The 12,231-nt window shown below is 42.2% G+C and carries 14 protein-coding genes; all 14 read left to right on the forward strand.

The window, feature by feature from the left end; translation table 11 throughout:
• The first annotated feature begins 118 nt into the window (after positions 1-118).
• Complete coding sequence (gene ruvA / locus L3V25_RS10415) at positions 119-739, forward strand: Holliday junction branch migration protein RuvA (protein WP_237295293.1); 621 nt, start codon at positions 119-121, stop codon at positions 737-739.
• Between the two features lie 23 nt (positions 740-762).
• Positions 763-1,776, forward strand: a complete 1,014-nt coding sequence (ruvB, locus tag L3V25_RS10420) for a Holliday junction branch migration DNA helicase RuvB (RefSeq protein WP_237295294.1) — start codon at positions 763-765, stop codon at positions 1,774-1,776.
• 417 nt (positions 1,777-2,193) lie between these two features.
• Positions 2,194-3,780, forward strand: a complete 1,587-nt coding sequence (cydA, locus tag L3V25_RS10425) for a cytochrome ubiquinol oxidase subunit I (RefSeq protein ID WP_237295295.1) — start codon at positions 2,194-2,196, stop codon at positions 3,778-3,780.
• 14 nt (positions 3,781-3,794) lie between these two features.
• Positions 3,795-4,931, forward strand: a complete 1,137-nt coding sequence (gene cydB / locus L3V25_RS10430; protein ID WP_237295296.1) for a cytochrome d ubiquinol oxidase subunit II — start codon at positions 3,795-3,797, stop codon at positions 4,929-4,931.
• 12 nt (positions 4,932-4,943) lie between these two features.
• Positions 4,944-5,051, forward strand: coding sequence for a cytochrome bd-I oxidase subunit CydX (gene cydX / locus L3V25_RS10435; protein WP_027697179.1), 108 nt, complete (start codon positions 4,944-4,946; stop codon positions 5,049-5,051).
• A 13-nt stretch (positions 5,052-5,064) separates the two neighbouring features.
• Positions 5,065-5,346 carry a cyd operon protein YbgE gene (ybgE, locus tag L3V25_RS10440; RefSeq protein WP_267135476.1) on the forward strand — a complete coding sequence of 94 codons (282 nt, stop codon included), beginning with the start codon at positions 5,065-5,067 and terminating at the stop codon, positions 5,344-5,346.
• Positions 5,347-5,677: 331 nt separating this feature from the next.
• Complete coding sequence (gene ybgC / locus L3V25_RS10445) at positions 5,678-6,079, forward strand: tol-pal system-associated acyl-CoA thioesterase (protein WP_237295408.1); 402 nt, start codon at positions 5,678-5,680, stop codon at positions 6,077-6,079.
• A complete protein-coding gene (gene tolQ / locus L3V25_RS10450; protein ID WP_237295297.1) occupies positions 6,069-6,755 on the forward strand; it encodes a protein TolQ in 687 nt (228 codons plus the stop codon). Before ybgC ends, tolQ begins: the two co-directional genes overlap by 11 nt.
• A 3-nt stretch (positions 6,756-6,758) precedes the next feature.
• A complete protein-coding gene (gene tolR / locus L3V25_RS10455; protein ID WP_237295298.1) occupies positions 6,759-7,208 on the forward strand; it encodes a protein TolR in 450 nt (149 codons plus the stop codon).
• 7 nt (positions 7,209-7,215) lie between these two features.
• Entirely contained in the window at positions 7,216-8,211 is a 996-nt protein-coding gene (tolA, locus tag L3V25_RS10460) for a cell envelope integrity protein TolA (RefSeq protein WP_237295409.1), read from the forward strand.
• Positions 8,212-8,264: 53 nt separating this feature from the next.
• Positions 8,265-9,578 (forward strand): Tol-Pal system beta propeller repeat protein TolB, encoded by a 1,314-nt coding sequence (gene tolB / locus L3V25_RS10465; protein WP_237295410.1) that lies wholly within the window; start codon positions 8,265-8,267, stop codon positions 9,576-9,578.
• A 53-nt stretch (positions 9,579-9,631) separates the two neighbouring features.
• Entirely contained in the window at positions 9,632-10,147 is a 516-nt protein-coding gene (gene pal / locus L3V25_RS10470; protein ID WP_237295299.1) for a peptidoglycan-associated lipoprotein Pal, read from the forward strand.
• Between the two features lie 12 nt (positions 10,148-10,159).
• Positions 10,160-10,945 carry a tol-pal system protein YbgF gene (ybgF, locus tag L3V25_RS10475; RefSeq protein WP_237295300.1) on the forward strand — a complete coding sequence of 262 codons (786 nt, stop codon included), beginning with the start codon at positions 10,160-10,162 and terminating at the stop codon, positions 10,943-10,945.
• 219 nt (positions 10,946-11,164) lie between these two features.
• The gene (gene nadA, locus L3V25_RS10480; protein WP_027697188.1) at positions 11,165-12,226 is read left to right on the forward strand and encodes a quinolinate synthase NadA; all 1,062 of its coding nucleotides are present in this window, start codon (positions 11,165-11,167) and stop codon (positions 12,224-12,226) included.
• Positions 12,227-12,231: the final 5 nt, after the last annotated feature.

The raw sequence follows: 12,231 nt of genomic DNA on the forward strand, positions 1-12,231 counted from the left end.
CTGCACAATGTACTGGATGTTTATCCAGTTAATTATTATTATACCTAAATCGAATAAGAATCTTGATAAGCTTGCTTTTACTGGTTGAGCTTAATGAAACAAAAATAAGGAACATAAAGTGATTGGTCGCTTACGTGGAATATTAATTGAAAAACAACCACCAGAAGTTTTAATTGAAGTCTCTGGGGTAGGCTACGAAGTACAAATGCCGATGAGTTGTTTTTATGAATTGCCGAATGTAAACGAAGAAGCGATTATCTATACTCACTTTGTGGTTCGTGAAGATGCTCAACTACTTTACGGGTTTAATACCGTTAAAGAGCGTGCGTTATTCCGCGAAGTGATTAAAGCCAATGGTGTTGGCCCTAAACTAGGCTTGGCGATTTTATCTGGCATGACCGCGTCGCAGTTTGTTACTTGTGTTGAACATGAAGATGTCAGCACTTTAGTGAAATTACCGGGTGTTGGTAAGAAGACGGCAGAGCGCCTTGTCGTTGAAATGAAAGATCGTCTGAAAGGTTGGGTAACGCACGATTTATTTACTCCAGCAACTGATGCCGCGCCAATGGACTCAATGGCAGATTCACGTACTACGCATAATGCACAAGATGAAGCGGTCAGCGCATTGATTTCACTTGGCTACAAACCACCAATGGCTTCAAAAGTGGTTTCTCAAGTGGCAGGTGCCGATATGACGAGCGAAATGATCATTCGTGAAGCTTTAAAATCAATGGTATAGGCTACTAGCCTGAGGTTAATTTAATGATAGAAGCGGATCGCTTAATTGCAGCAGATAGCCCGGTTTTCAAAGATGAAGATATCATCGACCGCGCGATTCGACCAAAACGCTTAGAAGATTATCAAGGACAAGATCATGTCCGCGATCAAATGGAAATCTTTATTAAAGCGGCTCAATTGCGTCATGAGCCACTTGATCACCTATTGGTTTTTGGTCCTCCGGGATTAGGTAAAACGACGTTAGCGAATATCGTTGCCAATGAAATGGAAGTGAATATTCGTACTACTTCTGGTCCTGTACTCGAAAAAGCTGGCGATCTGGCGGCATTGCTAACCAATCTAGAAGAAAACGACATCTTATTTATTGATGAAATTCACCGTCTAAGTCCAGTGGTTGAAGAAATCTTATATCCAGCGATGGAAGATTATCAGTTGGACATTATGATCGGTGAAGGCCCAGCCGCTCGCTCAATCAAAATCGATCTACCACCTTTTACTTTAATTGGCGCGACAACGCGTGCCGGTTCACTGACTTCACCGCTGCGTGACCGCTTCGGTATCGTGCAGCGTTTAGAGTATTACAAGGTGAAAGACCTGCAACACATCGTAAAACGTAGTGCTGATTGCCTAGGTTTATCAATGGAAGAAGAGGGCGCACTAGAAGTTGCCAAGCGTTCTCGTGGTACGCCTCGTATTGCCAACCGCTTATTGCGCCGCGTGCGAGATTATGCGGAAGTTAAAGGCAATGGCCATATTTGCCCTGATACGGCTGACAAAGCACTGAACATGCTGGATGTCGATAATCAGGGATTTGATTACATGGATAGAAAGCTTTTATTAGCCATCATGGAAAAATTCTCCGGTGGCCCTGTTGGGTTAGATAACCTAGCTGCTGCGATCGGTGAAGAGAAAGATACTATTGAAGATGTGATCGAACCTTACCTCATTCAACAAGGTTATCTACAAAGAACGCCAAGAGGGCGAATTGCTAGTGATAGAGCCTATCTGCATTTTGGCTTAGATAGACAGGATAGATAAATCATAAATTGTTCAGATAAAATACAAAAGGGTAACGAGGTGTTTGTTACCCTTTTTTAATACTTGCATGCCAAGCTGACTACTCTAAAATCCACGCAATTAACGTGTTACAAGAATTCCTACATTAAAAAGTCATAGAAAACACATAATATACCCAAGTGATCTGCAAGCTACAGAATTCACTTGGGTATATTATGTATTTTGTTCAAAAATAATTTAGAAATCTTTTGAAACATTTGTGCTTAATGCGTAATATTAGCGCTAACTATATTAGATAGTGCTTAACAAAATAATAACCATTTAGGCACATTTTTGTAACAAACCAAAATGGTTTTGTTGAGTGTGTTTACTTTAACCATCCTAATCGTTGTATGAAGCTTGTTTCAGGCTCGGATAGCGACATAGAAAGGAGTTACCATGATTGATGTTGTTGATCTATCGCGGTTGCAGTTTGCAATGACAGCGATGTATCACTTCCTATTTGTTCCTTTGACTCTTGGTATGGCATTTTTACTTGCCATCATGGAGTCAGTTTATGTAATGACAGGAAAGCAAATCTACAAGGACATGACTAAGTTCTGGGGTAAGCTTTTCGGTATTAACTTTGCTCTAGGTGTTGCCACTGGCTTAACCATGGAGTTTCAGTTCGGTACTAACTGGTCATACTATTCACATTATGTAGGTGATATCTTTGGTGCGCCTTTAGCTATCGAAGCATTGATTGCATTCTTCTTAGAATCAACAATGGTTGGCTTGTTCTTCTTCGGTTGGGATCGTTTATCAAAACGCCAACACTTAGCGGTAACTTGGCTAGTTGCGATTGGCTCTAACTTCTCTGCACTTTGGATCTTGATCGCGAACGGTTGGATGCAAAACCCAGTAGGTTCTGAGTTCAACTATGAAACCATGCGTATGGAAATGGTGAGCTTCTCTGAAGTGATCTTTAACCCTGTTGCGCAAGTTAAGTTCGTTCACACCGTTTCATCTGGCTACACTTGTGGCGCGATGTTCATTTTGGGTATTAGTGCATACTACTTACTTAAAGGTCGTGATATTCCATTTGCTCGTCGTTCTTTTGCTATCGCTGCTTCATTCGGTATGGCTGCGATTCTATCAACGCTAGTACTAGGTGATGACTCTGGTTACGAACTTGGTGACGTACAACAAGCAAAATTAGCAGCAATTGAAGCAGAATGGCACACTGAGCCAGCGCCTGCAGCATTTACTGCGTTTGCTTTACCAAACCAAGATGAGATGAAGAATGACTATGCCATTCAAATCCCATACGCACTTGGCATTATTGCTACTCGTTCTTTAGATAAAGAAGTGAAGGGTATTGCTGATCTTGAAGTAGAGCACGAAGCTCGTATCCGTAATGGTATGATTGCTTATGATCTACTTGAGAAATTGCGCGCTGGTGATAAATCAGATGCAAACCTTACTGCTTTTGATGAAGTGAAAGGCGATCTTGGTTATGGCTTATTGCTTAAGCGTTACACCGATGATGTTTCTCAAGCATCAGAAGAGCAAATCCAAAAAGCGGTAAAAGATTCTATTCCGCAAGTTTGGCCGCTATTCTGGTCATTCCGTATCATGGTTGCAGCTGGTGTCATTATGCTAGGTGTGTTTGCATTCGCATTTGTTCAAACATGTCGCCAACGCATCGAGAAAAACCGTTTCTTACTTAAAGCTGCTCTGTTCAGTATTCCACTACCATGGATTGCGATTGAAGCCGGTTGGTTTGTAGCAGAATACGGTCGTCAGCCATGGGCCGTTGGTGAGATTTTACCAACAAACGTGGCAGCATCTGCATTATCGCGCGGCGAAATCTTAACCTCAATTTTTGCAATTATTGCATTCTATACTTGTCTGTTAATCGCAGAAGTATACTTGATGGTTAAATTTGCACGTAAAGGTCCTAGTAGCTTAAAAACAGGACGTTATCACTTCGAGCAAAACGACACCTCTTTAGAAGGTAAAGTTTCTCGTGAAGTTGAAGCATAAGCAGGGGATAATTCATGTTTGATTACGAAGCATTACGATTTATTTGGTGGGTACTGATCGGCGTATTATTCGTCGGTTTCGCTATCGCCGATGGTTTTGATATGGGTGTAGGTGCATTAGTGCCTATCATCGGCAAAACCGACACTCAGCGTCGTGTGATGATTAACTCTATCGCACCACACTGGGATGGTAACCAAGTTTGGTTAATCACAGCGGGCGGCGCATTATTTGCCGCATGGCCTATGGTTTACGCAACATCGTTTTCAGGTTTCTACCTAGCGATGATCGTAACATTGGCAGCGCTTTGGTTACGTCCAGTTGCTCTTGACTACCGTTCAAAAATTGAAACAACAAAGTGGCGTAACAATTGGGATATCTGTATCTCAATCAGTGGTTTCGTTCCACCGCTTATCTTTGGTGTGGCATTCGGTAACCTATTGCAGGGTGTACCATTTGAACTGAATGAGTTTATGATGTCTCAGTACCACGGTAACTTCTTTGGTCTACTAAACCCATTTGCAATCTTATGTGGTCTAGTAAGTGTATCTATGTTTGTTCTTCAAGGTTCAACATGGCTACAAATGAAAACGACTGGTGATGTTTACAACCGTGCACGTACTGTTTCAACTATCACAGGTTTATTGGTAGCAGTATTATTTGTTGCGGCTGGTTTCTGGGTTCAAAACATTGACGGTTATGTTCTTAAAAGTGTTATCGACCACAACGGTCCTTCAAACCCACTTCTAAAAGAAGTTGCGCGTGAGCCTGGTGCTTGGATGACTAACTTTGCGACTTACCCACTAATGTGGATTGCTCCAGCACTTGGTGTTGTAATGGCATTACTTGCAGTTGTGGCAACAAAAGCACAAAAGGGCGCGCTAGCATTCCTTGCTTCAAGCTTAACTTGTGCCGGTGTGATCTTAACTTCTGGTTTTGCAATGTTCCCATTCGTAATGCCATCTAGCCTAGATCCAAACGTAAGTTTCACATTATGGGATTCAACATCGAGCTTGTTGACTCTAGAAATCATGACAGGTGTTGCTTTTGTTATGGTTCCTGTGATTCTTGGTTATACTGCATGGACTTACTACAAGATGTTTGGTCGTCTTGATGATAAGTACATTGAAGATAATAAAAACTCACTTTACTAAGGAGCAATCATTATGTGGTATTTTGCTTGGATTCTAGGCGTATTACTTGCCTGTGCATTCGGTATTATCAATGCTCTTTGGTTAGAGCATTCAGAAATGATGGATGAGGATCGTGAATAATATTAGTCAAAAAATGACTGATATACACTCACCAATGGATAGGGCTCTTTTAAGAGCCCTGTTTTTTATCGTGACCGTGTTTCATATCAGTATGTTTATGTGGGAACCGCGTGCTTATGCTGAGCAAATCGGTGGTTTTCATTCTCTGCTAACGGTTTTGTTTATTTGGTCGTTATGCAGCTCGCTAATCTACTGCGTTGGTTTCAAACCGATTCTATGGGTGTGGCAGATACTGTTTAGCCCGTATTTTTCTGGTGTGATTTTAGCCTACTTTACCGCGCTTTATTTTTTATAGGGCTCACCTTATTTTTGACATAGCGAATCTTTGTCAAAAATAGTGATTTCGTAAAGAGAATAATCGGCATTAATATTTTAAGCCACCATTACACACTTTAGTAATGGTGGCTTTTTTATGTTCAAAAAACAGACATAGTGAAATAGCGAGAGTATGAGAAAACACCAATTAATACATATTTAAACAAAAAAATGCTGGAAGGTTATTATTCAACGCATTAAGTTGCTGTATAGTGATTTGAGTACTTTTTTAATCAGAACAACCGTTTTGGATAAAATCAGCCATAAGTAGGTAACAACAGATAGGTAACAACGTGACAGAACAAACACCGATGACATTCAAATGGCCTATCACCATTTATTATGAAGATACCGATGCAGGTGGTGTGGTATACCATTCGAACTATTTAAAGTTTTTTGAGCGTGCCCGTACTGAATTATTACGTGCGCAGGGGATTTCACAAAATACATTACTTGATCAAGAAATTGGTTTTGTTGTGAAACATATGGACATCGATTATATCCAAGGTGCGAAACTTGATGAGCATCTTGAGGTCTTAACCTCGATTGTCAATTTAAAAAGAGCTTCTATCTCATTCTGTCAGGAGTTAGTCAATCTTGAAGGCAGAATCTTGTGTAAAGCAACGGTTAAGGTAGCCTGTGTCAACATTAAACAGATGAAACCCCAAGCCATCCCAAGCACTATTATGTCGGAGTTTGCCCGTGTCAGCTGATATTTCAATTTTTGACCTTTTTTTACAAGCCAGTTTACTGGTTAAGATTGTAATGCTAATTCTACTTGGAATGTCAGTACTGTCTTGGGCCGTCATTCTAAAAAGAAGTAAAATTCTTAATAAAGCGGCTAAAAATGCAGCTTCATTTGAAGAGAAGTTTTGGTCAGGTGTCGATTTGTCGCAGCTGTACCACGAAGTAAAAGCACGCAAAAATAACCTTCTTGGCTCTGAACAAATTTTTTATGCTGGTTTTACTGAGTTCGCTCGCCTGCGACGCACGAATGGCGCATCTGCTGAATACGTAATGGAAGGCGCAGGCCGCTCTATGCGCGTGACGCTTTCTAAAGAAATGGATGAACTTGAAAACCAATTGCCATTTCTTGCAACGGTTGGCTCAATCAGCCCGTACATCGGCTTGTTTGGTACAGTATGGGGCATCATGACAGCCTTTATTGCACTAGGTGAAGTTAAGCAAGCGACATTGGCAATGGTGGCACCAGGTATTGCCGAAGCATTGGTGGCAACGGCAATGGGTTTATTTGCGGCTATTCCTGCGGTAATGGCGTTTAACCGTCTAAGTAACCAAGTTGCTAAGCTCGAGCATAACTACGCAACGTTTGCCGAAGAGTTCCACAGCATTTTGCATCGCCAAGTGATGGCGGAGCATAAGGACTAAATTATGGCGGGTTATGTTCGTAAAAAACGCCAATTAAAAGCTGAGATTAACGTTGTTCCTTATATCGACGTAATGTTGGTATTGCTGATCATCTTCATGGTGACTTCACCTTTTGTTACCCAAGGGGTAGAAGTGGAGTTGCCTAAGACAGAAACAGCACAGCCAGCGTCAGATATTGCAGGGGACACGGACGCAAGCTTCATCATTGTTGAAATTGATAAACAAGGTAACTTGGGCGTTAGTGTTAATGATGAAGACATGGAGCGTGGTTTATCGATGAATGAAGTAATCACCCGAGTTAAAGCAGAGCGTTCGCTTTCTCCTAAGTCACCGGTTGCGGTAGGCGGTGATCAACAAACGGCTTATGCTGATGTGGTCTTAGTGCTTGATCAGTTGAATAAAGCAGGCATCGAAAAAGTAGGTTTGCTCACAGATATTAAAGAGAATCGCTAATTTGTTAATGCTTAATAAAGAATACAAATCGGCTATATTGATCTCGGTTGTACTGCATATTATTTTGTTTGTACTGCTTTTAGGGGGATCATGGTTTTCTGATGACGATAAAAAGCCAAAGCATCAAATGGTTGAGGCGGTAGTCATCGATCCTAAAGCGATTGAAAAGCAAGCAAAAAGCATTCGAGATCAACGTGATGCGGCTAAGAAAGCTGAGCAGCAACGGGTTGAAAAGCTTCGTCAGCAAGCCGAATTACAAGAAAAGAATCGTAAAAAAGACGAAGAAAGATTGCGTAGGCTTCAAGAGCAAAAAGTGCAGCAAGAAAAACAAGCACGTGAAGCAGAGAAGCAGAGACAGCTAGCGGAAAAACAAAAACAAGAAGCGCAAGAAAAAGCCCGAATAGAGAAACAACGAGCGGCGAAAGCAGAAGCCGAACGTAAAGCGAAAGAAGCGGCGGCAGCCAAAGTAGCAGCAGAGAAGAAAGCAGCTGAACAGGCGAAAGCTGCAGCAGAAGCCAAAGCCGCTGCGGAAGCTAAGGCCAAAGCAGATGCACAAGCGAAAGCCGAGGCAGAAAAGCGCGCTAAAGAAAAAGCACAGCAAGAAGCGGCAGAAAAAGCTCGCTTAGCAAGAGAGAAAGAAGCACAGGAAGCTGCGCTCAATGACATTTTCTCTGGCTTAGAAGCGGAGAGTGCACAAATATCATCGGCCCGACAAAAATACGTTGCTTCAGAGCTCGACCGTTATGGCGCAATCTATAAACAAATGATTCAGGAAAAACTACTGACGGAAGACTCTTTTAGAGGTAAGTCATGTAAAATTAACATCCGTTTAGTACAAACAGGTAGCGATGCTATTGTCAGTAAAGTGACACCTATTGATGGTGAGTCGGCTGTATGTTCAGCGGCAAAACGCGCAATAGCACAAGTGGGTAATTTCCCAATGCCGAAAGAACAAGATGTCGCCGATCAATTGAAGAACATCAATTTGGTTGTTGATCTGTAAATAAGGAATATTCAGTGATTAAACGATTTTTATTAGGATTATTTTGTATCACCATGGCTGTGAGTCAAACGGCCAATGCAGCATTGGAACTGGTGATCACCGAAGGAACTAACTCTGCTCGTCCTATTGGCGTCGTGCCATTTAAGTGGGAAGGCTCAGGCCAACTACCACAAGATGTGTCTGCGGTTATCGCATCAGATTTGCAACGCAGTGGTAAGTTTAATCCGGTGGCAACTTCTAAGATGCCACAAACGCCATACAACGATTCTGATATTGATTTCTCAGCGTGGAATAACCTAGGTGTTGATTCATTAGTGACAGGTAGTATTACGCCAGCGGAAGATGGTCAATATGTGATTGAATACCAACTGTCTGACATTGTGCGTGGCCAATTAACCAACGGACAAAATAAAGCGTTAAACGATAAAGGCCAATTAGTCTTATCGAAAGATTACCTATTATTTAGCAAGCGTGCAGTGGTTCCCGCTAAACGTCTACGTGAATACGCACACCGAATCTCAGATCTCGTTTATGAAGAGCTAACCGGAGAAAAAGGGGCGTTTTTAACTCGTATCGCTTATGTTGTAGTGAATAACAGCAGCAACTACCCATACGAATTAAGAATTGCAGACTACGATGGCTATAACGAGCGTTTAGTACTTCGCTCTAAGCAACCATTAATGTCTCCAGCCTGGTCGCCAGATTCACGTAAACTGGCCTATGTGAGCTTCCAAACAGGTCGTGCGCAGCTTTATATGATGGATATCTATACTGGGAAAACCGAAGTATTAACCGCTTTCCCTCGTCATAACGGTGCACCAGAGTTTTCACCAGATGGTAAGAAGCTAGCATTGGTTCTTTCTAAGACCGGTACGCTACAAGTGTATATCTTAGATTTAGAAACACGTAAGTTGACTCAAGTAACCAACGACCGTGCTAATAATACCGAACCATTCTGGATGCCAGACGGTAAATCACTTATTTTTACATCGGATAGAGGTGGCTTGCCACAAATCTATAAGGTGGACTTGTCTAATAAATCGACCACTCGATTAACATGGCAAGGCAGTCAAAATCTTGGTGGGCAAATCACCCCTGATGGCCGATTCTTAATTATGGTGAATCGCGGTCAAGGTGGATTTAACATTGCAAAACAAGATTTAGAAACAGGGGCCGTTCAAGTGTTAACAAAAACACAGTTGGATGAGTCTCCAAGTATTGCACCAAATGGTAGTATGGTGATATATAGCTCTATGTATAATAGACAAAATGTTCTATCAATGGTTTCTCTTGATGGTCGTTTTAAAGCTAGACTACCGGCAACCAATGGGCGAGTGAAAGCTCCCGCTTGGTCACCATTTTTATAATAAAAGCAGTATCTAAACTAATAGATAGTTATTGACAATATAAGGAAGAAAAAATGCAACTGAATAAAATTCTAAAAGGCCTAGTTATCGCTCTACCTCTACTAACAGTAGCAGCTTGTAGCTCTAGCGACGACGCAGCAAATGCATCTGATTCTCAAACAACTGCACAAGAAACAGCAGTTGCAACTCCAGTGGATGAGAGTTCAGCACTATCTGAGCAAGAGCAAATGGAACAACAACTTCGTGAAAACTCAACAGTTTTCTTCAAGTTCGATACTTCTGAAATCTCTTCTGAGTACGAAGATATCCTAGCAGCTCACGCTAAATTCCTAAGCAGCACGCCAGACGTTAACGTAACTATCGAAGGTTATGCTGATGAGCGTGGTACTCCAGAGTACAACATCGCACTTGGCGAGCGTCGTGCTGAAGCAGTATCTAAGTACCTACAAGCACTAGGTGTTCAAGCTAGCCAAATCTCTATCGTGAGCTACGGTGAAGAGAAGCCTCTAGAAATGGGTCAAACTGAAGCGGCTTACTCTAAAAACCGTCGTGCAGTTGTCGTTTACTAATAGGCGATAATTATGTTTGGTAACTTAAAGCGAGTTATTACGCTTTCGTTACTAGTAAGTGCAGCAGGCCCAGTGCTTGCTGCATCTGCTCCAGTATCCGATCTCAATGACTCCCACATTTCATCTTCTGGCTCTTCAGAAACCAATGCTGAACGCCTGCAACGTTTGCTAGATAACAGCAACCGAGTACAAGCTCGTCTTCAACAACAAGTTGATAGCCAAGCGGCTGATCTCAGTAACCTACGCGGAACTATCGAACGTAATAATTACGATATGAAGCAAATGGTCGAGCGCCAACGCCAATTATTTATTGAACTTGATAAGCTTCGCACAGAAGTCAATGAGCTTAAGAAAAACGGTGTACCTGCCTCCGCAACCGATACTGCTGCGGAAACAGGTGGTGTCGCGGCATCTTCTGAAGTGATTAAAGCATCCGGTGATGAGCAAAGCGCTTATCAAGATGCCGTTGATATGATCCTAAAAGATCGTAACTACGATGGCGCAATTGTTGCGTTAAAAGATTTTCAAACCAAGTATCCAAACTCAGGCTATGCTGCCAACGCACATTATTGGTTAGGGCAACTATATTTTGCGAAAAAGCAGGATGTAGACTCAGCGAAAAGCTTTGCCGCAGTAGTGAGTTATAAAGACTCCTCAAAACGTGCCGATGCTTTAGTGAAACTGGGTGATATCGCCAAGCGCAATAATAACGATACCGCAGCGAATAAATATTACCAACAGGTGATAAGCGAATATCCGAACTCATCAGCTGCGAAACTCGCGCAAAAGAACTTATAGCCTAAATCAAGTTTTCATATCGCTGATGACACTTAAGCCGCCATGCTGTTTATAGTAACTAAAGTTATTATAACCATCAGGTGGCTTAATTATTTCTATAATGCGCCGATGTTATACCCAAGTCACTAGGGTATCGATACGCAGAAAAAGTCCGGTTTTAGTATTACCCTTAATAGGTGTACAATGATCGAATTATTAAAACTGCGTAGAGTAAGAGCAATGGCGCATATCAACGATACAATCGATACCGTATATCCATTTCCCCCAAAACCGGTCGCTTTGACTGCAGAGCAGCGTGCTGATTATATTCAAAAAATCAAAGCACTTCTGATAGAAAAAGACGCGGTACTGATCGCACACTATTACACCGATCCAGAGATCCAAGCTCTGGCAGAAGAAACCGGCGGCTTTGTTGGTGATTCATTAGAAATGGCGAAATTTGGTAACCGCCATTCCGCTTCTACGCTTATCATTGCCGGTGTTCGTTTTATGGGCGAATCAGCCAAGATCCTTACGCCAGAAAAACGCATTCTCATGCCAACACTTGAAGCAGAGTGTTCATTAGATCTAGGCTGCCCGGTTGATAAATTTACCGAATTTTGCGATGCCCACCCCGATCACACCGTAGTGGTTTATGCCAACACTTCAGCAGCAGTAAAAGCTCGCGCCGATTGGGTGGTGACTTCAAGTATTGCCAATGAAATCGTTGAGCACCTAGATTCAGAAGATAAGAAAATTATCTGGGGACCAGATCGTCACCTAGGTTCATACATCAAAAAGAAAACCGGTGCCGATATGTTGTTATGGCAAGGGGAGTGCATCGTGCATGATGAGTTCTCAGCCAAAGCACTGAAAGATATGAAAGCGTTGTACCCAGAAGCTGCGGTACTGGTTCACCCAGAATCACCCGCGAGCGTTGTAGAACTTGCTGACGCAGTAGGCTCAACCAGCCAATTGATTAAAGCTGCCAAAGAGTTACCACATCAGAAAATGATTGTAGCAACCGACAAAGGCATTTTCTTCAAGATGCAACAACTCGTGCCAGAAAAAGAACTAGTAGAAGCACCAACCGCTGGTAATGGCGCAACATGTCGTAGCTGTGCACATTGTCCGTGGATGGCAATGAACGGGCTTAAAGCGATTGAAAGCGCATTATCAGAAGGTGGCAAAGATCATGAAATCTTTGTCGATGAAGACATTCGATTGAAGTCACTCATTCCACTAAACCGCATGCTAGATTTTGCAGAGTCGCTAAATCTGAAAGTGAAAGGGAATGCGTAAGTAGA

Source organism: Vibrio sp. CK2-1 (genome assembly GCF_021726515.1).
Taxonomy (GTDB): domain Bacteria; phylum Pseudomonadota; class Gammaproteobacteria; order Enterobacterales; family Vibrionaceae; genus Vibrio.

Bases quoted from the DNA above. Each gene is read 5' to 3' on its own strand.
- ruvB (WP_237295294.1), top strand. From the start codon at position 763: ATGATAGAAGCGGATCGCTTAATTGCAGCAGATAGCCCGGTTTTCAAA.
- cydA (WP_237295295.1), top strand. From the start codon at position 2,194: ATGATTGATGTTGTTGATCTATCGCGGTTGCAGTTTGCAATGACAGCG.
- cydB (WP_237295296.1), top strand. From the start codon at position 3,795: ATGTTTGATTACGAAGCATTACGATTTATTTGGTGGGTACTGATCGGC.
- cydX (WP_027697179.1), top strand. From the start codon at position 4,944: ATGTGGTATTTTGCTTGGATTCTAGGCGTATTACTTGCCTGTGCATTC.
- ybgE (WP_267135476.1), top strand. From the start codon at position 5,065: ATGACTGATATACACTCACCAATGGATAGGGCTCTTTTAAGAGCCCTG.
- ybgC (WP_237295408.1), top strand. From the start codon at position 5,678: ATGACATTCAAATGGCCTATCACCATTTATTATGAAGATACCGATGCA.
- tolR (WP_237295298.1), top strand. From the start codon at position 6,759: ATGGCGGGTTATGTTCGTAAAAAACGCCAATTAAAAGCTGAGATTAAC.
- tolA (WP_237295409.1), top strand. From the start codon at position 7,216: ATGCTTAATAAAGAATACAAATCGGCTATATTGATCTCGGTTGTACTG.
- tolB (WP_237295410.1), top strand. From the start codon at position 8,265: ATGGCTGTGAGTCAAACGGCCAATGCAGCATTGGAACTGGTGATCACC.
- pal (WP_237295299.1), top strand. From the start codon at position 9,632: ATGCAACTGAATAAAATTCTAAAAGGCCTAGTTATCGCTCTACCTCTA.
- ybgF (WP_237295300.1), top strand. From the start codon at position 10,160: ATGTTTGGTAACTTAAAGCGAGTTATTACGCTTTCGTTACTAGTAAGT.
- nadA (WP_027697188.1), top strand. From the start codon at position 11,165: ATGGCGCATATCAACGATACAATCGATACCGTATATCCATTTCCCCCA.